A 20,132-nucleotide genomic window follows, 5' to 3' on the forward strand; every position below is an offset into this window, starting at 1 on the left:
TTACGACGCGCCTTAAACCTGAGCGCCCGCGTTCGGATCGTTCGGATCGAACCTGTCCTTCTTGTCCTTGACGAGATCTTCACGCTTCACGCCCAGCCACATCGCAAGCGCGGCGGCCACGAACACCGACGAGTAGATACCGAACAGAATACCCACCGTCAGCGCCAGCGCGAAGTAATGCAGCGTCGGACCGCCGAAGAAGAACATCGAGAGCACCATCATTTCCGTACAGCCGTGAGTAATGATGGTTCGCGACATCGTGCTCGTGATCGCGTGGTTGATGACCTCGATCACCGTCATCTTGCGCTGCTTGCGGAAGGTTTCACGAATCCGGTCGAAGATAACCACCGACTCGTTAACCGAATAGCCGAGCACCGCGAGAATCGCCGCCAGCACGGACAGCGAGAACTCCCACTGGAAGTAAGCGAAGAAGCCGAGAATGATCACCACGTCGTGCAAGTTGGCGATAACGCCCGCCACCGCATACTTCCACTCGAAGCGGAACGACAGATAGATCACGATGCCGATCACCACGCAAGCCAGCGCCAACAGCCCGTTGGTCACGAGTTCCTTGCCCACCTGGGGCCCGACGAACTCGACACGTTGCAGTGTGACTTGCGGGTCGTTGACCTTGAGCGCGGTGATCACCTGATCGCTCTGCTGCGCCGACGTGAGGCCTTGCTTGATCGGCAAACGGATGAGCACGTCGCGCGATGTGCCGAAGTTCTGCACTTGCGCATCGGCGTAACCGAGCCTGGCCATGGTGCCGCGCACGGGTTCGAGCGGCACGGCTTGCGGATACTGCACCTCGATGACCGTCCCGCCCGTGAACTCCACCGACAGATGCAGGCCTCGATGCACGAGGAAAAAAACGGCCGCGAGGAACGTGATGAGCGAGATCGCGTTGAAGATCAACGCGCGCTGCATCAACGGCAAGTCGCGGCGAATGCGGAAGAATTCCATGTTTCGTTTCTCCGGGGTTCAGTCAATCAGCGGGGCGAACCCGGTTTTTCCTCATCGATGCCAGGACCAGAACGGCGGCGCACGCTCGGCTTGCCACCGCGCGCAGGCGTCTGAACCTGAGCACGCGGCGCCGCGACGGGAACAGCCGTCTTGGTCTTGCCTTTCGCCGTCTTGATGATTTCGTCGACGGGCGAATCGTCACCGCGTTGGGCGGCGAGATACGCGGCCGCCGCAGCTTCGGTGTTGCCGCCTTCCGGGCGCCACACTTGACCGATAGCCAGCGACTTCAGCTTCTTCTTGCCGCCGTACCACAGGTTCACGAGGCCGCGCGAGAAGAACACCGCCGAGAACATCGAGGTCAGAATGCCGATACAGTGCACGACCGCGAAGCCGCGTACCGGACCCGAGCCGAACGCGAGCAGCGCGAGACCGGCGATCAGCGTGGTGACATTCGAGTCGAGAATGGTCGCCCAGGCGTGCTTGAAACCTTCCTGTATCGCCGTTTGCGGCGGCGCGCCGTTACGCAGTTCTTCGCGGATACGTTCGTTGATCAGCACGTTCGCGTCGATCGCCATGCCGAGCGCAAGCGCAATAGCCGCGATACCCGGCAAGGTCAGCGTGGCCTGCAGCATGGAGAGGATCGCGACGAGCAGCAGCAGGTTGACCGACAGCGACAACATGGAGATCAGGCCGAACAGCATGTAGTACACGATCATGAAGATGGCGATCGCGGCGAAACCGTACTGCACCGAATCGAAGCCCTTCTTGATGTTGTCGGCGCCAAGGCTCGGCCCGACCGTGCGTTCCTCGATGATGTCCATTGGCGCTGCGAGCGAACCGGCGCGCAAGAGCAGCGCGAGATCCGTGGCGGCTTGCGGCGTCGGCTGGCCGGTAATCTGGAAGCGGTCGCCGAGTTCGGACTGGATGGTCGCGACCGTCAGCACTTCGCCCTTGCCCTTTTCGAACAGAACCATGGCCATCGGCTTGCCGATGTTGTCGCGCGACACGCTCGACACCGCGCGGCCGCCGGCCGAGTCGAGGCGAAGATTCACGGACGGACGCTGATGATCGTCGAAGCCCGTGGACGCGTCGATGATGCGGTCGCCCGTGAAGATGATCTGCTTGCGCAGGAACACGGTGCGGTCGCCCTGCTTGAACGCTTCGTCGCCCGGCGGCACCGGGTCGGTTGCGTTTCCGTAGGTGTTCACGGGATCGGCGAGACGTGCTTCGAGCGTCGCCGTGCGGCCGATGATGTCCTTTGCCTTCGCCGTGTCCTGCACGCCCGGCAGCTCGACGACGATCCGGTCCGAACCCTGCTGCTGAATCACGGGCTCGGCCACGCCGAGTTCGTTGACGCGGTTATGCAGCGTCGTGATGTTTTGCTTGAGCGCGCCGTCTTCCACCGTGCGCTGCGTGCCCGGCGTGAAGGTGCCGACCACCTGATAGCCGTCGCCGCCCTGACGCGTGGTCCATTGCAATTCGGCGACGCCCGTCGTGAGCAACGTGCGCGCGTTGTCGGCCGCGGCCGCATCGGCGAAATTCACCACCACCGATTGCCCCACGCGATTCACGCCGCCATCGCGGATATTGCGGTCGCGCAGGTAAGTGCGCGCGTCGGCGGCGTCGGAATCGAGCTTCTTGTTGAGCGCGCCGGCCATGTCCACTTGCAGCAGGAAGTGCACGCCGCCGCGCAAGTCGAGACCGAGGTACATCGGCAATGCATGCAGCGCGGAGAGCCAGCGCGGCGATGCGCTCTGCAGGTTCAGCGCGACGATGTACTGCGGGTCGGTCGGGTCGCTGTTCAGCGCCTTCGTGATGATGTCTTTCGCATGCAACTGCGTGTCCGTGTCTTTCAGACGCACACGAATGTTCGCACTCGCCGACGAGTTGTCGAACGTGACTTCGTCGGACTGGATCTTTGCCGCGGCGAGCGCGCTCTCGACAGTCGAAAGCGTGGCGGAGTCGAGCTTCACGGTTGCCTTGCCGCTCGATACCTGCACGGCAGGCGCTTCGCCGAAGAAATTGGGAAGCGTGTAGACGAGACCGATGACGAGCGCCACCAGCATCACGACATACTTCCAGAGGGGATAACGATTCATGGGGATGGCCGAACGGAAAGTTGGCTGCGGGGGAGGGGGCGTCCGGCGTCATGCGCTGCGAACCGCATGGGAAGACCCGGTGGCTCGGTGGCGAGGCCGCGCCGGACGCGAAGGAACGTGGCCTTACAGCGCTTTGATGGTGCCCTTCGGGAGAATGGTCGTGACGGCAGCCTTCTGCACGGTGATTTCCGTGCCTTCGGCGATTTCAACGCCAACGTAAGCTTCCGACACCTTCGTGACCTTGCCGACGATGCCGCCGTTCGTGACGACTTCATCGCCCTTGGCCATGGCCGACAGCATGTTGCGATGTTCTTTCTGACGCTTCATCTGCGGACGGATCATGATGAAGTACAACACGGCGAACATCAGGATCAGCGGCAGGAAGCTCATCAGGCTCGATTCCGCGCTGCTGGCGGTGCCTTGTGCAAAGGCATTGGAAATGAACGACACGTTGGTCTCTCCGTTAATACGTTCAGAATTGCGTTCGAAATGACGTTCGCAAATGCGTTTGAAAACCTGGGTCAGAAATTAGCCCGATATTCTACCACTCGCCGCGCCCCTCAAATGGCTGGAATGCGCTTTGGCATCAAGCCGTTACCGCGACTTTCGAGAGTCCGTTGCGAGCGACGGAAAGGCGATTGTAATGCCTGTCCGGACGATATCCGTCCCGCCTTAGTCGACGCCGCGCGCACGATTCTCCGCGAACGTCTTGCGAAATGCCTCGAACGTGTGCGTTTCGATCGATTGGCGCACTTCGCCGATAAGTTCCAGGTAGTAATGCAAGTTGTGAATGGTGTTCAGCTGCGCGCCCAGAATTTCCCCCACGCGATGCAGATGGTGCAGATAAGCGCGCGTGAAATTGCGGCACGTATAACAACCGCAGCTTTCGTCGAGCGGCTTTTGCGAGTTCTTGTGCGTCGCGTTCTTGATCTTGAGGTCGCCGAAGCGCGTGAAGAGCCAGCCGTTGCGTGCGTTGCGCGTGGGCATCACGCAATCGAACATGTCGACGCCTGCGGCCACGCCCGCGACCAGATCTTCCGGCGTGCCGACGCCCATCAAATAATGCGGCTTGTCGGCGGGCAGCTTCGGACCGATGTGATCGAGCACGCGCATCATGTCCTCCTTCGGCTCGCCGACCGAAAGACCGCCTATGGCGAGCCCATGGAAGCCTATTTCCGAGAGACCCGCGAGCGACTCGTCGCGCAAGTCCTCGAACATGCCGCCCTGCACGATGCCGAACAGCGCGTTCGGATTGCCGAGCCCGTTGAACTCGTCGATGGAGCGCTTCGCCCAGCGCATGGACATGCGCATGGAGTCGGCGGCTTCCTGGTGCGTCGTCGGTACGCCGTTCGTGGCGTAAGGCGTGCACTCGTCGAACTGCATGACGATGTCTGAATTCAGCACCTTCTGGATCTGCATCGACACTTCGGGCGAGAGAAAGAGTTTGTCGCCATTGATCGGCGAAGCGAACGTCACGCCTTCTTCCGTGATCTTGCGCAGTTCGCCCAGCGAAAACACTTGAAAGCCGCCCGAGTCCGTGAGAATGGGACGATTCCATCCCATGAACCTGTGCAGCCCGCCATGCGCGCCGATGGTCTCGAGACCCGGACGCAGCCAAAGATGAAACGTGTTGCCGAGGATGATCTGCGCGCGAATCTCTTCGAGTTCGCGCGGCTGGATTGCCTTGACAGTGCCGTAGGTACCGACCGGCATGAAGATCGGCGTTTCGACGACGCCGTGATTCAGCGTCAGACGGCCGCGACGCGCCTGTCCGTCGGTGGCGAGCAGTTCGAACTTGAGGCCGTTGTCGGGCGGAGTGTGATTCTCGGTCATTGTGGTTCCTGGGCCGCCGGGGAGCGCAGAGATTGTCGCCATGGTAAGCGCTGTCGCTGGCCATGGAAGTCAAGCCGTCAGCTTCGGTCGATACGTCCGGCGCGTAGATGGTTAAGTTTGGGAATGGCGAGTCAAAAGCATGGCATCGCCATAACTGAAGAAACGGTATTTCTCGTCGATGGCGTGCTGGTAAGCCGCGCGGATCGCGTCCATGCCGGCGAAGGCGGACACGAGCATCAGGAGCGTCGACTTCGGCAAATGGAAATTGGTGACGAGCCGGTCGACCACGCGGAAGGTGTAACCCGGCGTGATGAAGATATCCGTCTCGGCGCTCGTTGCGGCAAGCGGGCGGCCGGCTTCGGCGGCGTCGCGGGCGGCGGCTTCCAGCGCGCGCATGGACGTCGTGCCCACGGCGATCACGCGATTGCCGCGCGCCTTCACCGCCGCGATTTTATCGACGAGCGACTGCGGCAACTCGTACCACTCGCTGTGCATCTTGTGCTCGGCGATATTGTCCACGCGTACCGGCTGAAACGTGCCCGCGCCGACGTGCAGCGTGAGCGTGGCGCGTTCGACTCCACGCGCGTCGAGCCGGGCGAAGAGGGCATCGTCGAAATGGAGGCCTGCCGTCGGCGCCGCGACCGCGCCGGGATTTGCTGCGTAGACGGTCTGATAACGCGTTTCGTCGTAGGCGTCGGGGTCGTGCTCGATATACGGCGGAAGCGGCAAGCGCCCGTATTGCTCGATGAGCGTCAGGCATTCGGCCGGAAAATGCAGCGTATAGAACGGTTCGACGCGCTCGCCGACGGTGACATCGAATGCATCGGCGAGGCGAATGGTCGTGCCCGGCCCGGGACTCTTGCTCGCGCGAATCTGCGCAAGCGCGGTGGTTGCGCCCGTCAGACGCTCTACCAGCACTTCCACGCGTCCGCCACTGGCCTTCTGGCCGAGGAAGCGCGCCTTGAGTACTTTGGTATCGTTGAAGACGAGCAGATCGCCGGCGTCGAGCCGGTTCGGCAGATCGGAGAAACGCCGGTCGATGAGCGTGGCCGGCGAAACGCGATTATCCACTTCGAGCAGACGGCTCGCGCTGCGCTCGGTGAGCGCACTCTGCGCGATCAGCTCGGGCGGCAGATTAAAATCGAAATCGGAAAGCGTGAACATGGCGTTTGATAGTTGCCCGATGTTGCTTGAGGGCGGCACAGGCGCGCCGACCAAAACCCCATATTGTACTTGCGAAGAGAGCAGATGCCCTTGTCCGACCGCCGCGTGACTTCTCCCGACGAAGCGTTTCCAAGCGCCGAAGACAGCGGCGCGCGTGTCGAAGGGAAGGCCGCGCGCACGCGGAAGAAAGCGCCGAAGCCGGTCATGGCGGGCACGATCCAGCCGGAGGGCGAGGTGCGGGCGTCCGCGCTCGACGACGGTGATTCGCAGCCGACTGCTTCGGCGGCGAAGGCTCAAGACGCGGGTTTCGACAGCGCCGCCGAAACCTTCGAGGAGCCAAGCGTGGCGGACGCGCAGTCCACTTGCGCCGCCCAACCCGCGTCGGCCGCGAAAACTGGGAACGCGGGTCTGACCAGCGCCGGCAAAACCGCGCCCAAGCTCGTCAAACCCGCCGACAAGCTCGCCAAGCTCGGCTTGAAGACCGACATCGACCTCGTCTTGCATCTGCCGATGCGCTATGAAGACGAAACGTCGCTCACGCCAATCGCCGAACTCATTCCCGGCGACATCGCGCAGACGGAAGGCGTCGTGTTCGATAACGAGATTGCGTATCGGCCGAAGCGGCAATTGCTCGTGAAGATTCGCGACGATGCCGGCGACGACCTGACGCTGCGCTTTCTCAACTTCTACGGTTCGCAAGTCAAGCAGATGTCCGTCGGCGTGCGCCTGCGCGTGCGCGGCGACGTGCGCGGCGGCTTTTTCGGCCTGGAGATGGTGCACCCGGTCGTGCGCCCCGTCGATGACGACACGCCGCTGCCGCAAGCGCTCACGCCCGTCTATCCGGCGACCGCGGGCGTCTCGCAGGCGTATCTGCGCAAGGCGATCGACAGCGCGCTCTCCCGCGTGTTTCTGCCGGAGTTGCTGCCCGAGCCGATCGCGCGCGCGCATCTCGCCCCGCTCAACGTGCCCGGCCTGCTCGACGCGGTGCGCACGCTGCATCATCCGCGCGCGGATTCCGACGAAACCGCGCTCATCGACGGCACGCATCCGGCGTGGACGCGCATCAAGTTCGAGGAACTGCTCGCGCAGCAGTTGTCGCTCAAGCGCGCGCACGCCGAGCGCCGCACTCGCGCCGCGCCCGCCATGCCGCGCCGCGCCGCCGGCGATTCCGCCTCGCTCGTCGTGCGTCTCCTGAAAGCGCTGCCGTTTTCGCTGACCGGCGCGCAGCAGCGCGTCAGCGCGGAAATCGCGCACGAACTGACGCTCGCGCATCCGATGCAACGTCTTTTGCAAGGCGATGTCGGCAGCGGCAAGACCATCGTCGCGGCGCTCGCGGCGGCGCAGGCCATCGACGCCGGTTATCAGGCCGCGCTCATGGCGCCGACCGAAATTCTCGCGGAACAGCACGCGCGCAAGCTGCGCGGCTGGCTCGAACCGCTCGGCGTGTCGGTCGCGTGGCTCGCCGGCAGTCTCAAAGCCCGGGACAAACGCAGCGCAAGCGAGGCCGCCGCGCTCGGCACCGCGCACCTCGTCATCGGCACGCACGCGATCATTCAGGACTCGGTCGAGTTCGCGCGTTTGGGCCTCGTGATCGTGGATGAGCAGCATCGCTTCGGTGTCGCGCAGCGGCTTGCGCTGCGAGCGAAGGCGCAGAAAGCATCGAACGGGGCGAAAGACTTCCAGCCGCATCAGCTGATGATGTCCGCGACGCCGATTCCCCGAACGCTCGCCATGACCTATTACGCCGATCTCGATGTCTCGACCATCGACGAATTGCCGCCTGGCCGTACGCCGATTCTCACGAGAATCGTCTCCGACAGCCGCCGCGACGAGATCATCGGCCGCGTGCGCGAGGCGGCGCTGACTGGTCGGCAAGTTTATTGGGTGTGTCCGCTGATCGAGGAAAGCGAGACGCTGCAGTTGCAAACCGCCGTCGAGACTTACGAAACGCTCGTCGCGGCGCTGCCCGAACTGCGCGTCGGGCTGGTTCACGGTCGGCTTGCGCCCGCTGAAAAGGCGGCGGTCATGGACGCCTTCTCGCGCAACGAAGTGCAATTGCTGGTCGCGACCACGGTGATCGAAGTGGGCGTGGACGTGCCGAATGCATCGCTGATGGTGATCGAGCATGCGGAGCGTTTCGGGCTCGCGCAGCTGCATCAGTTGCGTGGACGCGTGGGGCGCGGCAGCGCCGCTTCCGTGTGCGTGCTGATGTACGCGAATCCGCTCTCGCAAACCGCGCGCTCCCGGTTGCAAACGATGCGCGAAACGACCGATGGCTTCGAGATCGCCCGCCGCGATCTTGAAATTCGCGGTCCCGGCGAGTTTCTCGGCGCGCGCCAGTCCGGTGAGGCGATGCTGCGTTTTGCCAGCCTCGAAAACGACGGCTGGCTGATCGAACCCGCGCGCGCGGCCGCGGATCGCATGCTCGAAGCATTCCCGGACGCCGTTACGCGCCATCTCACCCGCTGGCTGGGCGTGCGCGAACAGTATTTAAAAGCGTGATGGATGAACTTGAGCGGGCGTCGTCGGTCCCTATTTGCTAAATACACAGCCGCGTTTGCAATAGCCGCGAGAGTTGTCGAATTGCGCTTGGCGGGTGTATAAGATAAACCTATCGAATCAATGTATTCCATTGGCCTCCAATGACGCTCACTGAACTGAAGTACATCGTCGCGGTTGCGCGCGAGCGGCACTTTGGCCGCGCCGCCGAAGCGTGCTTCGTCAGCCAGCCGACGCTGTCGGTGGCAATCAAGAAGCTCGAAGACGAACTCAACGTGCAGATCTTCGAGCGCGGCACGAGCGAAGTCAGCGTGACGCCCATCGGCGAGCAGATCGTCACGCAGGCGCAGCGCGTGCTCGAACAGACGCTCGCCATCAAGGAAATCGCCAAACAGGGCAAGGACCCGCTTGTCGGACCGCTGCGCCTAGGCGTCATTTATACGATCGGGCCGTATCTGCTGCCGACGCTCGTCAAGCAGATGATCAAGGCGGTGCCGCAGATGCCGCTAATGCTCCAGGAAAACTACACGCTCAAGCTGATCGAACTGCTGAAGCAGGGCGAGATCGATGTGGCGATCATGGCGCTGCCATTTCCCGAAACGGGCCTCATGGTGCGCGCGCTGTACGACGAGCCGTTCGTCGTTGCCATGCCTTCGGGTCATGCGTGGGAAAACCGCGCGAAGATCGATCCGGACGATTTGAAGCAGGAAACCATGCTGCTGCTCGGCAGCGGCCATTGCTTCCGCGATCACGTTCTCGGCGTGTGTCCGGAGCTGATGCGCTTCTCGCAGAATGCGGACGGCATTCAGAAGACCTTCGAAGGCTCGTCGCTGGAAACCATCCGGCATATGGTGGCAAGCGGCGTCGGCATCACGGTCCTGCCGCGTATGTCGGTGCATGAAGTGAAGCCGCACGCGGCGGGCATCGATTCCGGCCTGCTTAGTTACGTCGCGTTCGATGACCCCGTCCCGGACCGGCGCGTCGTGCTGGCGTGGCGCAAGAGCTTCACGCGCGTGCCTGCCATCGACGCGATCAGTGATGCCATCGCTGCCTGCGATTTGCCTGGCGTGAGAAAGCTGGACATACCAGTGGCGGTGAACTGAGTTCGCCGCAAGTTTCACGTTTCATTGCAAAGCCGTGCCTTCATCGAAGTCACGGCTTTTTTATTTGGGTGGCGCCCCCAGCTATCGAATAGATAAATTCAATCAAATTTTTGTTTTCGATAGTTTTCTATAAGATTCCTCCATCGACAGCGCTTGGCCACTCCGGCCAAGCCCACGGAGGAACGTCATGCACCGCCACGCCGCCATCGCCAAATCATGGAACGAACTGCGCCACGTCGCCGTGCGCGTTCTAGCGGACTTCGCGCGCGTCGCCTGAATCTCGGCGAACCGTCGCATCACTCATCTCAAGCCAACGCAAAAATAGGAGTATCACGATGACCAACGAACGCCTCACGACTGCCGCTGGCGCACCCGTCGGCGACAATCAGAATTCGCAAACCGCCGGTCCGCGCGGTCCCGTGACCTTGCAGGATTTTTGGCTGATCGAAAAACTCGCGCATTTCGACCGCGAAGTGATTCCCGAGCGCCGCGTGCATGCAAAGGGTTCGGGCGCCTTCGGTACGTTCCGCGTCACGCACGACATCTCGCGCTATACGAAAGCCAAGATTCTCTCGGAGATCGGCAAGGAAACGCCGATTTTCATGCGCTTCTCGACGGTGGCAGGCGAACGCGGCGCCGCCGATGCTGAACGCGACGTGCGCGGCTTCTCCATCAAGTTCTACACCGAGGAAGGCAACTGGGACGTGGTCGGCAACAACACGCCGGTGTTCTTCATCCGCGATCCGCTGAAATTCCCCGACTTCATCCACACGCAGAAGCGCGACCCATACACGAACACGCGCAGCAATGTCGCCGCTTGGGATTTCTGGTCGCGTCATCCGGAATCGCTGCATCAAGTGACGATTCTCATGAGCGATCGCGGTATTCCGAAGAATTATCGGCAGATGCATGGCTTCGGCTCGCACACGTTCTCGTTCGTCAACGCCGATAACGAGCGCTTCTACGTGAAGTTCCATTTCAAGTCGCAGCAGCCGCTCGAAAACTACACGGATGCCGAAGCCGGCGCCGTGATCGCGAACGATCGGGAAAGCGCGCAGCGCGATCTGGTCGAGAACATCGATCGTGGCGAGTTTCCGCGCTGGAATTTCCGCATTCAGGTGATGAGCGAGGAGGAAGCGGCGCGCTATCGCATCAATCCGTTCGATGTCACCAAGGTGTGGCCGCACAAGGACCATCCGCTGATCGATGTCGGCGTGATCGAATTGAACCGCAATGCGCAGAACTATTTCGCGGAAGTCGAGCAGGCCGCGTTCACGCCCGCCAACGTGGTGCCGGGCATCGGCTTCTCGCCGGACCGCTTGCTGCAAGGGCGCCTCTTCTCTTATGGCGACACGCAGCGCTATCGGCTCGGCATCAATCATCATCAGATTCCGGTGAATGCGCCGCGCGTGCCGGTGGCGAATGCATTTCATCGCGATGGCGGAATGCGCGTCGACGGCAATCTCGGATCGCGCGTCAATTACGAGCCGAATCGCTTTGGCGAATTCGCGCAGGACGCAAGCGTGAACGAGCCGCCGCTCGCGGCGGGGACGGTGTATCGCTTCGATCACCGTGAGGACGACGACTACTACAGCCAGGCAGGCGCGCTTTTCCGTCTCTTCGACGAAGCGCAGCGCGAGCGGTTCTTCGGCAATATCGCGCGGCATATCTTCGGCGTACCGGATGAGATCGTCGCGCGTCAGATCGAACACTTCCGCCGCGCGGACCCGGCTTATGCGGCAGGCGTGATAGATGCTCTTATCAAGCTCGGACAGAAAGTAACCGTGAAGCAGGATGAGGAAGATACGGCGGCCGCGTGATCGGCCAGGGAGAAACGACCATGAATCAGGCATTCAACACCATCGAGCAGGCCATGAAACATATCGAAGCCACTAGTCGCAAAGTGCGCGTGACGCTTGCGTTTGGCGCCGTCGCGATGGGTTACGGGCTCGTCGTTGCCAGTGCATTGCATGGCGCGGGCGCGGGCGTTTTCGCCTGAGGCAGGACGTCTATCGACACGAAGACAGGCCGCTCTGTCAGCACGACGCGGCGGCCTGTCTTCCATGCATGCAAAGCCGCGCCATATAAAAAAGTGACCTTGTTTCTACGATAAACTAGCGGACGGTCTGTAGCTTCGCGCCTCGCTTGAGCAATAGGCGCACTCAACGTTCGAATCACACTTTCACGGAGTCAATATGGCGAACAAAGACGCTGCACCTCCCGTCAACATCGGCATCAACGACGAGGATCGCAAGAAGATCGCCGACGGGCTGTCCCGTCTGCTGGCCGACACGTACACGCTATACCTGAAGACGCATAATTTTCACTGGAACGTCACGGGGCCGATGTTCAACACGCTCCATCTGATGTTCGAGACGCAATACAACGAACTCGCACTCGCCGTGGATGCCATCGCCGAACGTATTCGCGCGCTGGGCGTGCATGCACCGGGCAGCTACAAAGACTTCGCGCGGCTGTCGACCATTCCGGAAGCGGATGGCGTGCCCTCGGCCGAAGAGATGATTCGCCAGTTGGTACAAGGTCAGGAAGCGGTGGTGCGCACGGCGCGCGAAATCTTCCCCGCGACGGACGCCGCCAACGACGAGCCGACCGCCGACTTGCTCACGCAGCGCATGCAGACGCATGAGAAGACCGCGTGGATGTTGCGCGCCATGCTGGCCTGACGTCTCGGCTTCAAACGCTTGGAAAGCTTCAAACGCTTCGATGAAAACCCCGTGCGCGGGGTTTTTTTGTGGGCGCAATGCGCGGGCTTGCGCCAGCACGCTGGTCTAAAATAGGCCATCGAACTTTCGCTGCCTTGCCATGCTCGCCCGCCTTCCGCTGTATATGCGCCTCGTGCGCCTGGATAAACCCATCGGCAGCCTGCTGCTGTTGTGGCCGACGCTCAACGCATTGTGGATCGCGTCCAACGGGCATCCTTCGCCAATGCTGCTCGTCATCTTCGTGATCGGCACCATTCTCATGCGCTCGGCGGGCTGCGCCATCAACGACTACGCCGACCGCGATTTCGACCGCTACGTGAAGCGTACGGCCGAGCGTCCGATCACGTCGGGCAAGATCAAGGCATGGGAAGCGGTGGCGCTCGCGGCGGCTTTATCGCTGCTTGCGTTTTTGCTGATACTGCCGCTCAACACACTCACGAAAGAGCTGTCGGTGTTCGCGCTGTTCGTCGCGGGCAGCTATCCCTTCACCAAGCGATTCTTCGCCATACCGCAGGCGTATCTCGGCATTGCGTTCGGCTTCGGCATTCCCATGGCGTTTGCCGCCGTGCAGAATCACGTGCCCGCGCTCGCGTGGATCATGCTCGCGGCCAACGTGTTCTGGTCGGTGGCCTACGACACCGAATACGCCATGGTCGATCGCGACGACGACATCAAGATAGGCATCCGTACATCGGCGCTCACTTTCGGGCGATACGACGTGTTCGCCGTCATGCTTTGCTATGCCGTAACGCTCGCCATCTATGTGGGCATAGGCGTGGCGCTTGGCTTTGGCTGGGCGTACTGGCTCGGCTGGCTTGCCGCCGCGGCATGCTCCGTCTATCACTACGCGCTGATTCGCGAGCGCGACCGCATGGGATGTTTCGCTGCGTTCAAACATAACAACTGGCTCGGCGGCATGTTGTTCGTGGGAATTGCGCTGCATTACGCGCTGGCTTGATGCGCCGTTGATCTTGCCGACGCATCTTTATGACAGTTTTCGGGCCATCGACTGATTGCGCGAAGCCGTCCAATGGCTAGACTCTTGCGGATTTACTTACACGCTTAAAACCGCATGAGTCACATCGAGCGCCCCATCGCCTTCATTCTGGCCGCGTCAAACCATGGCACGCTGATCGTCAATCGCAACGACTTCAACGCCGTGCAGAACGCCGTATCGAACTACACCTACGGCGTCGGGCATCAGATCCTCAGCAAGTCCAGCTTCGATCCGCAAGAAGTGCAGTTCGTGCTCTCTCTTCTCGCGCTGCGTCGTCGTTATTTCGGTGACGGCGTATTCGCCATAGACGGCGGCGCGAATATCGGCGTGCATTCCGTGGAATGGGCGCGTCACATGAACGGCTGGGGACGGGTGCTGAGTTTCGAGGCGCAGGAGATCATCTACTACGCGCTGGCCGGCAATCTCGCGCTCAACAACTGCCTCAATGCGCGGGCCAGGCTGGCTGCATTGGGTGAGTCCGTGGGCGAGATCGGCATTCCTCAACCGGATTACTTCTCTTCGGCGAGCTTCGGCAGTCTGGAGATCAGGCCGCGTGAGCACACCGAGTTCATCGGCCAGGCTATCTCTTACGATGCCGCCGCAAGCACGACGGTGCCGATGATCAGTATCGATTCCCTGAAGCTCGAACGCGTCGATCTTCTGAAGATCGACGTCGAAGGCATGGAAATGGATGTGTTGAGAGGCGCGCGCGAGACCTTGCTTCGATGCAAGCCTGCGCTTTTGGTCGAATGGATCAAGGGCAGCGAGAACGATATTCGCGACTATCTGAGAGGCGTTGGCTACGAGACGTTTTATTCGGTCGAACCGAATGTGCTTGCCATCGCCAAGGGTGATCCGCTGCATGCTCATTTGAACGAGCGCGATGGCGTGCTCAATATCGGTTGAGCGAGCTCGCGCGGCGGCGGTGAGCGCGAGCGAATCCTTCAATGCGCGGGTGCGAAGCCCGCGCACCTCGAAAGATTTACGTGTTGCCGTGCCGCCAGTTCCTTTTGTGCGCATGCGAGTTGCCAGCGCACCGCGCACGATTCACGTTTTCACAAGCCGCCCAACTCGTCACCCATCTCCTTCGCGCGCGCCTGCGCCGCGAGCGCGCCACGCACGATGGCGTCCTTCACACCTTCAGCCTCGAACGATGCCAGCGCCGCCGCCGTCGTGCCGCCTTTCGATGTCACCCGTTCGCGCAGCACGCTCGCCGCTTCGCCCGATTGCGCGGCAAGCTGTGCCGCGCCGGTGAAGGTCGCCACCGCGAGTTCGCGGCCTTGGGCTTCGTCAAGGCCGAGTGCGCGCGCGGCTTCCTGCATCGCTTCGATGAAGTAGAACACGTAGGCCGGACCGCTGCCGGAAATAGCGGTGACGGCATCGAGTTTCGCTTCGTCGTCGAACCAGACGGAGGAGCCCACCGCTTCCAGAACTTGCGATGCCAGCGCCTTCGCGTCATTGCTCACGCCCGGCAGCGCGGCGAGTCCGGTCACGCCCATGCCGATCAGCGCGGGCGTATTCGGCATGGTCCGCACGATCTGCGTATAGCCGTTCAGCCAGCGCGACAGATCCGTCGCGCGAATGCCCGCCGCGATGCTGATGATGGTTTGCTTCGACAGATGCGGCGCGAGCGATTCGGCCACGCTCTTGAGCACTTGCGGCTTCACGGCCAGCAGGATCGCGTCGTAGGCCGCGAGTTTCTCGTCGATGGCCGCGCCCGTCGCAATGCCGAACTGCTTCGCGGTGCGTTCGCGCGCTTCGTCGTTGATATCGACGGCATAGATATCCGCCGGCGCGACGCCGCGCTTGACCAGACCGCCGATGAGCGCGGCAGCCATGTTGCCACCGCCGATGAATGCAATTTTCATGGTGAAGTAGTCGAGAGTGAAATCAATGCGAATAGTCGCGCGCGCCGAAGATCGCGGTGCCAATGCGCACCATGGTCGCGCCTTCGAGCACGGCGGCTTCGAGGTCGGCGGACATGCCCATGGAAAGCGTGTCGAGATCGAGACCGTCTGCGCGCAGCTTGTTCATGAGTTCGCGAAGGCGCGCGTGCGGCTCGCGTCGCGCGTCGAGTGTGTCGGCGGCTTCGGGAACGGCCATCAGGCCACGCAAGCGCAGGGCAGGAAGCGCCGCGACCGCATGCGCGAGCGCGGCGGCTTCTGCCGGTTCCACGCCGCTCTTCGAAGCCTCGCCGCTCACGTTGACCTGCACGCAGACATTGAGCGCGGGCGTGCCTTCGGGCCGTTGCGCGGACAGCCGCTCGGCAATCTTCAGCCGGTCGATGGAATGCACCCAGTCGAACTGCTCGGCGACGAGCTTGGTCTTGTTCGATTGCAGCGGCCCGATGAAGTGCCACTCGATGTCGCTGCGTAAGTCGGCGAGCGTGGCAATCTTCGCGATGCCTTCCTGCACGTAGTTTTCGCCGAACGCGCGCTGGCCGGCAATGAACGCGGCGCGCACGTCTTCGGCGGGAAAGGTCTTGGAGACGGCGAGAAGCTGCACGGACGCGGCGTCGCGCGAGGCGTCCGCCGCGGCCTTCGCGATACGCTGCCGGACTTCTTCGAGATGTTGAGCGATAGACATGCTGGCCGCCTGAAAAGCAATCCAGCCATTATACGAAGCGCTCAACCGTAAAGCAGATGCTCGAGCAACTGAATCCAGTGCGCGACGGGCGTGGACGTGCCGCTTTGCAGATGCGCGATACACCCGACATTCGCCGACACGATCATCTGCGGCTCGGTCTTTTCCAGCCGGTCGAGCTTTTGATTGCGCAGCGTGTATGAAAGCTTTGGCTGCAGCACCGAATACGTGCCCGCCGATCCGCAGCAGAGATGGCTATCCGCGGGCAAACGCACTTCGAGCCCGAGCGCGGTCAGCAGATGCTCGACGCGTCCGCGAATCTGCTGCCCGTGCTGCAAGGTACACGGCGGATGGTAGGCGACCGTATGCACGCTGCGGCGTCTTGCCAGCGCGATGAGTTCTTCCTCGTACATCGGCAGGATTTCGGCGAGGTCGCGCGTAAGCTCGACGATGCGCGCTGCCTTGTCCGCGTAGACCGGATCGTCGCGTAAAAGGTGCGCGTATTCCTTCACCGTCGCGCCGCAACCCGACGCGTTCATCACGATTGCCTCGACGCCGTTCTCCACATACGGCCACCATGCGTCGATGTTGTTGCGCACGTCGTCGAGCGCTTCGTCGTTGTAGCCGAGATGCAGGCGGATCGCGCCGCAGCAGCCCGCATCCGGCGCGGTGACGATCTCGATGCCGAGCGCGTCGAATACGCGTGCGGTCGCCGTGTTGACGTTGGGCATCATGGCCGGTTGCACGCAGCCGGAAAGCATCAGCATCTTGCGCTCGTGTTTGCGCGTGGGCGCGGCGAGCGGCTTCTCCGGGACGGGAATCTTCGCGCGCAGATTGCGTGGCAGGATGCCGCGAAACTGCTGGCCGAGTTTCATCGCCGGCGTGAAGAGCGTGCTGTTCGGCAGAAAGCTCGCCAGCAAGCGCCGCTGCAAACGCTGGCGCATGGGGCGCTCGACTTTCTCTTCGACCACCTTGCGGCCGATCTCCACGAGCCGTCCGTACTGCACGCCCGACGGACACGTGCTCTCGCAATTGCGGCAGGTGAGGCAGCGATCCAGATGCAGTTGCGTGCTGCGCGTGACCGGCGCGCCTTCGAACATCTGCTTCATCAAATAGATGCGCCCGCGCGGTCCGTCGAGTTCGTCGCCGAGAATTTGATAGGTCGGGCAAGTCGCCGTGCAAAAGCCGCAATGGACGCATTTGCGCAGGATGGCGTCGGCTTCGTCGCCATCGGCCGTGCCGCGGATGAAATCGGCGAGATTGGTTTGCATCGAGGCGCCTAGAAATCGGGGTACAGCCGGGCGCGATTGAACACGCGCGCCGGATCGAACGCCGCCTTCAGCCCGCGATGGATTTTCATCAGCGGCGCGGGCAACGGCGTGAACACGCCCGCATTGCGGTCATACGCGGAACCGGCGCGGAAGATGGTCGCGTGCCCGCCGGCTTGCTTCGCGCTGATACGCACGGTCTGCGGGTCGGTGTCCGTGATCCACCAGCGCTGCGCACCGCCCCATTCCATGAGTTGCGCGCCCGGCAGATGCAGCGGCTCCGCAATGGACGGCAACGCGAGCCGCCAAAGCGCCGAGCGCGGCTGAATGACCGCGAAGAACGGATCGGTCTGCTCGCGCATGCCGATCCAGAAACGGTCGGCTTCGACGGCGTCGACCACCTCGCCGCCGAGCGTGTTGCGCGCGGATTTAACAGCAGCTTCCGCGCCCGCGAGACGTAGCGCGAGCGTGCCGTCGCGCCACGCGCTGCCGGTGACCGGCAAGGGATGACCGCCCCATTCGTTGAGCTTGCGCACGCCGTCCGTTGCATGCATGTCGAATTTGAGCGTGGCTTCGGCGACGGGGCGAGGCAGCACCTTGATCGACAGTTGCAGCATGAGGCCGAGCGTGCCGAGCGAGCCCGCGAGCAGGCGCGCGACGTCATAGCCCGCCACGTTTTTCACCACTTGGCCGCCGAAGTGCAGCACTTTTCCGTGCCCGTTCATCACCACCGCGCCGAGCACGAAATCGCGCGGCGCGCCGGTCCATGCGCGACGCGGGCCGGCAAGTCCCGCCGCGATGCAGCCGCCGAAGGTCGCGTTGCGGCCGAAGTGCGGCGGCTCGAAGGGCAGCATCTGCCCGTGCTCCCTGAGCGCGGCTTCGATTTCCGCGAGCGGCGTGCCGCTCTTCGCGGTGATCACGAGTTCCGCCGGATCGTATTCGACGATGCCGCGATGCGCGCGCGTGTCGAGAATCTCCCCTTGGAGCGTCTGTCCGTACCAGTCCTTCGTCCCGCCGCCGCGAATGCGCAGCGGCGTGCCGGTCTCGGTGGCGTGTGCAATCCGCTCCGACCAGCCGGCGACGATGTCGTCCTGTTCCATGGGTGTCCCGCTTGATTGATGCTTTTTCTATTCCGTCTCGTCCGGTCGATTGTACCGGGCGCTTAACGCAGCCACAGTCGGACAAACGTGGATAGCGGGATCGCGCACTCGTCAAAAGCGCGGAATCTCCGGGTGCGGCAAAAGCCCGCCGCGAATGTGCATCTTCCCGTATTCGGCGCAGCGCGCGCGCGTGGGAATGCCCTTGTCGGGATTGAGCAGGCCGGGCGGATCGAACGCGCGCTTGACCGCGTGAAAGGCGTCGCGCTCCTCGGGCGAGAACTGCACGCACATCGAATTGATCTTCTCGATGCCCACGCCGTGTTCGCCCGTCACCGTGCCGCCCAGTTCCACGCAGGTTTCGAGGATATCGCTGCCGAACGCCTCCGCGCGATGCCATTCGTCGAGATCGTTGCCATTGAAGAGAATGAGCGGGTGCATGTTGCCGTCGCCCGCATGGAACACGTTGATGCAGCGAAGCGCGTACTTCTGTTCCATCTCTTCGATCCGCTTGAGCAGCGGCCCGATGGAGCGGCGCGGCACCGTGCCGTCCATGCAGTAATAGTCGGGCGACATGCGGCCGGCAGCGGGAAAGGCGTTCTTGCGGCCCGACCAGAACTTGAGCCGCTCGCTTTCCGTGCGCGAAATCTGGATGCGCGACGCGCCGAACTCGCGCAGCACCGCCGTCATGCGGACGATTTCCTCGGCGACTTCGTCGTGCGTGCCATCGGATTCGCACAGCAGGATGGCGGCGGCGTCCAGGTCGTAGCCGGCGTTGACGAATTGCTCGACGGCGCGCGTCGCGGGCTTGTCCATCATTTCGAGACCGGCCGGGATGATGCCCGCCGCGATGATCGCCGCGACCGCGTTGCCGCCTTTGACCACGTCGTCGAAACTCGCCATGATGACTTGCGCCGTCTGCGGCTTCGGGATCAGCTTGACGGTGATCTCGGTGACGATGGCGAACATGCCTTCGCTGCCGATCAGCACGGCGAGCAGATCGAGGCCGGGCGCGTCGGGTCCGAGCGAGCCGAATTCGACGGCATCGCCGTCCATGGTGACGGCGCGCACGCGCAGCACGTTATGCACGGTAAGGCCGTATTTCAGGCAATGCACGCCGCCCGAATTTTCGGAGACGTTGCCGCCGATAGTGCACGCGATCTGCGACGAAGGGTCCGGCGCGTAGTAGAGCCCGTAAGGGGCGGCGGCCTCCGATATGGCGAGATTGCGCACGCCCGGCTGAACCGTCGCGGTGCGCGCGTACGGATCGACTTCGATGATCTTGCGAAAGCGCGCAAGCGACAACACGATGCCATGACGGATCGGCATCGCGCCGCCCGAGAGCCCCGTGCCCGCGCCGCGCGGCACGATCGGCACGTCGAGGCGCGCGCAGATCTGCACGACGCGCTGCACCTGCGCTTCGGTTTCCGGCAATGCGACCGCAAGCGGCAGACGGCGATACGCCGCGAGACCGTCGCACTCGTATGGCACCGTGTCTTCCTCGCGAAACAGGAGGCAATGCGTGGGCAGCACGGCCATCAGCGCCTGCACGACATCGCGCTGACGCGCCGCGAGTTGTTCCTCGGAGAACCGAGGCGCGTCCGCATGCGGCAAATTCGGCGAAGTGTCGGTCACGAGTGCGGTCTTGAGCTCGTCGGGTGCGTTCATGTCTCCTCCGGGCGCTCGGCGGCGCTTCGTTCGGTTTGATCGACGCAGATGCTCTTCGTCGACGAATGATTCGGATACCGCGGTCCATCTTGCCCGCTTGCGGCGACAGCGTCCATTGCCGTCGCCGTGTGCGCG

Annotated in this window: 17 protein-coding genes; 7 read left to right on the forward strand and 10 right to left on the reverse strand. The window is 62.7% G+C overall.

What is annotated here, in order from left to right; genetic code table 11:
• Positions 1-12 precede the first annotated feature (12 nt).
• From secF to queA, 5 genes are all read right to left on the reverse strand, one after another.
• The gene (gene secF / locus QCE79_RS01770; RefSeq protein WP_250463062.1) at positions 13-963 is read right to left on the reverse strand and encodes a protein translocase subunit SecF; all 951 of its coding nucleotides are present in this window, start codon (positions 961-963) and stop codon (positions 13-15) included.
• Between the two features lie 26 nt (positions 964-989).
• Complete coding sequence (gene secD, locus QCE79_RS01775; RefSeq protein WP_244827016.1) at positions 990-3,062, reverse strand: protein translocase subunit SecD; 2,073 nt, start codon at positions 3,060-3,062, stop codon at positions 990-992.
• Positions 3,063-3,185: 123 nt separating this feature from the next.
• Positions 3,186-3,512: a preprotein translocase subunit YajC gene (gene yajC, locus QCE79_RS01780; RefSeq protein WP_244827017.1), complete on the reverse strand. Its 327-nt coding sequence runs from the start codon at positions 3,510-3,512 to the stop codon at positions 3,186-3,188.
• A 222-nt stretch (positions 3,513-3,734) separates the two neighbouring features.
• On the reverse strand, positions 3,735-4,895 hold the full coding sequence (gene tgt, locus QCE79_RS01785; RefSeq protein WP_250491790.1) for a tRNA guanosine(34) transglycosylase Tgt: 1,161 nt from the start codon (positions 4,893-4,895) through the stop codon (positions 3,735-3,737).
• Positions 4,896-5,006: 111 nt separating this feature from the next.
• Positions 5,007-6,059, reverse strand: coding sequence for a tRNA preQ1(34) S-adenosylmethionine ribosyltransferase-isomerase QueA (gene queA / locus QCE79_RS01790; protein ID WP_309841366.1), 1,053 nt, complete (start codon positions 6,057-6,059; stop codon positions 5,007-5,009).
• An 84-nt stretch (positions 6,060-6,143) separates the two neighbouring features.
• Between queA and recG the strand changes: the two genes are divergently transcribed.
• The 7 genes from recG (at position 6,144) to QCE79_RS01825 (ending at position 14,287) form a co-directional block, all read left to right on the forward strand.
• Positions 6,144-8,561 (forward strand): ATP-dependent DNA helicase RecG, encoded by a 2,418-nt coding sequence (gene recG, locus QCE79_RS01795; RefSeq protein ID WP_309841369.1) that lies wholly within the window; start codon positions 6,144-6,146, stop codon positions 8,559-8,561.
• Positions 8,562-8,701: 140 nt separating this feature from the next.
• Positions 8,702-9,661: a hydrogen peroxide-inducible genes activator gene (locus QCE79_RS01800; RefSeq protein ID WP_244827021.1), complete on the forward strand. Its 960-nt coding sequence runs from the start codon at positions 8,702-8,704 to the stop codon at positions 9,659-9,661.
• A 335-nt stretch (positions 9,662-9,996) separates the two neighbouring features.
• Positions 9,997-11,481 carry a catalase gene (locus QCE79_RS01805; protein WP_309841371.1) on the forward strand — a complete coding sequence of 495 codons (1,485 nt, stop codon included), beginning with the start codon at positions 9,997-9,999 and terminating at the stop codon, positions 11,479-11,481.
• Positions 11,482-11,501: 20 nt separating this feature from the next.
• Positions 11,502-11,660 (forward strand): hypothetical protein, encoded by a 159-nt coding sequence (locus tag QCE79_RS01810; RefSeq protein ID WP_244827023.1) that lies wholly within the window; start codon positions 11,502-11,504, stop codon positions 11,658-11,660.
• Positions 11,661-11,856: 196 nt separating this feature from the next.
• Complete coding sequence (locus QCE79_RS01815; RefSeq protein WP_244827024.1) at positions 11,857-12,345, forward strand: Dps family protein; 489 nt, start codon at positions 11,857-11,859, stop codon at positions 12,343-12,345.
• A gap of 139 nt (positions 12,346-12,484) precedes the next feature.
• Positions 12,485-13,342 carry a 4-hydroxybenzoate octaprenyltransferase gene (gene ubiA / locus QCE79_RS01820; RefSeq protein ID WP_250491794.1) on the forward strand — a complete coding sequence of 286 codons (858 nt, stop codon included), beginning with the start codon at positions 12,485-12,487 and terminating at the stop codon, positions 13,340-13,342.
• A 114-nt stretch (positions 13,343-13,456) separates the two neighbouring features.
• A complete protein-coding gene (locus QCE79_RS01825) occupies positions 13,457-14,287 on the forward strand; it encodes an FkbM family methyltransferase (protein ID WP_250463073.1) in 831 nt (276 codons plus the stop codon).
• Between the two features lie 149 nt (positions 14,288-14,436).
• Here the strand turns inward: QCE79_RS01825 and proC are convergent, their stop codons facing one another.
• The 5 genes from proC to QCE79_RS01850 all read right to left on the reverse strand — a co-directional run bounded on the left by proC (position 14,437) and on the right by QCE79_RS01850 (position 19,997).
• Entirely contained in the window at positions 14,437-15,249 is an 813-nt protein-coding gene (proC, locus tag QCE79_RS01830; protein ID WP_309841376.1) for a pyrroline-5-carboxylate reductase, read from the reverse strand.
• Positions 15,250-15,271: 22 nt separating this feature from the next.
• On the reverse strand, positions 15,272-15,967 hold the full coding sequence (locus QCE79_RS01835; RefSeq protein ID WP_309841379.1) for a YggS family pyridoxal phosphate-dependent enzyme: 696 nt from the start codon (positions 15,965-15,967) through the stop codon (positions 15,272-15,274).
• Between the two features lie 41 nt (positions 15,968-16,008).
• Positions 16,009-17,235 carry a glycolate oxidase subunit GlcF gene (gene glcF, locus QCE79_RS01840; RefSeq protein WP_244827029.1) on the reverse strand — a complete coding sequence of 409 codons (1,227 nt, stop codon included), beginning with the start codon at positions 17,233-17,235 and terminating at the stop codon, positions 16,009-16,011.
• Between the two features lie 8 nt (positions 17,236-17,243).
• Positions 17,244-18,332 carry a glycolate oxidase subunit GlcE gene (glcE, locus tag QCE79_RS01845; RefSeq protein WP_309841382.1) on the reverse strand — a complete coding sequence of 363 codons (1,089 nt, stop codon included), beginning with the start codon at positions 18,330-18,332 and terminating at the stop codon, positions 17,244-17,246.
• Positions 18,333-18,443: 111 nt separating this feature from the next.
• Positions 18,444-19,997 carry an FAD-linked oxidase C-terminal domain-containing protein gene (locus QCE79_RS01850; protein WP_309841385.1) on the reverse strand — a complete coding sequence of 518 codons (1,554 nt, stop codon included), beginning with the start codon at positions 19,995-19,997 and terminating at the stop codon, positions 18,444-18,446.
• Between the last annotated feature and the right edge of the window lie 135 nt (positions 19,998-20,132).

The organism is Caballeronia sp. LZ003, assembly GCF_031451465.1.
Lineage (GTDB): Bacteria > Pseudomonadota > Gammaproteobacteria > Burkholderiales > Burkholderiaceae > Caballeronia.

Excerpts from the sequence above, each read along its gene's own strand:
- secF (WP_250463062.1), bottom strand. The coding sequence starts at position 963 with ATGGAATTCTTCCGCATTCGCCGCGACTTGCCGTTGATGCAGCGCGCG.
- QCE79_RS01805 (WP_309841371.1), top strand. The coding sequence starts at position 9,997 with ATGACCAACGAACGCCTCACGACTGCCGCTGGCGCACCCGTCGGCGAC.
- QCE79_RS01850 (WP_309841385.1), bottom strand. The coding sequence starts at position 19,997 with ATGAACGCACCCGACGAGCTCAAGACCGCACTCGTGACCGACACTTCG.
- QCE79_RS01815 (WP_244827024.1), top strand. The coding sequence starts at position 11,857 with ATGGCGAACAAAGACGCTGCACCTCCCGTCAACATCGGCATCAACGAC.
- QCE79_RS01825 (WP_250463073.1), top strand. The coding sequence starts at position 13,457 with ATGAGTCACATCGAGCGCCCCATCGCCTTCATTCTGGCCGCGTCAAAC.
- recG (WP_309841369.1), top strand. The coding sequence starts at position 6,144 with ATGCCCTTGTCCGACCGCCGCGTGACTTCTCCCGACGAAGCGTTTCCA.
- QCE79_RS01800 (WP_244827021.1), top strand. The coding sequence starts at position 8,702 with ATGACGCTCACTGAACTGAAGTACATCGTCGCGGTTGCGCGCGAGCGG.
- QCE79_RS01810 (WP_244827023.1), top strand. The coding sequence starts at position 11,502 with ATGAATCAGGCATTCAACACCATCGAGCAGGCCATGAAACATATCGAA.
- glcE (WP_309841382.1), bottom strand. The coding sequence starts at position 18,332 with ATGGAACAGGACGACATCGTCGCCGGCTGGTCGGAGCGGATTGCACAC.
- secD (WP_244827016.1), bottom strand. The coding sequence starts at position 3,062 with ATGAATCGTTATCCCCTCTGGAAGTATGTCGTGATGCTGGTGGCGCTC.
- ubiA (WP_250491794.1), top strand. The coding sequence starts at position 12,485 with ATGCTCGCCCGCCTTCCGCTGTATATGCGCCTCGTGCGCCTGGATAAA.
- proC (WP_309841376.1), bottom strand. The coding sequence starts at position 15,249 with ATGAAAATTGCATTCATCGGCGGTGGCAACATGGCTGCCGCGCTCATC.
- QCE79_RS01835 (WP_309841379.1), bottom strand. The coding sequence starts at position 15,967 with ATGTCTATCGCTCAACATCTCGAAGAAGTCCGGCAGCGTATCGCGAAG.
- tgt (WP_250491790.1), bottom strand. The coding sequence starts at position 4,895 with ATGACCGAGAATCACACTCCGCCCGACAACGGCCTCAAGTTCGAACTG.
- glcF (WP_244827029.1), bottom strand. The coding sequence starts at position 17,235 with ATGCAAACCAATCTCGCCGATTTCATCCGCGGCACGGCCGATGGCGAC.
- queA (WP_309841366.1), bottom strand. The coding sequence starts at position 6,059 with ATGTTCACGCTTTCCGATTTCGATTTTAATCTGCCGCCCGAGCTGATC.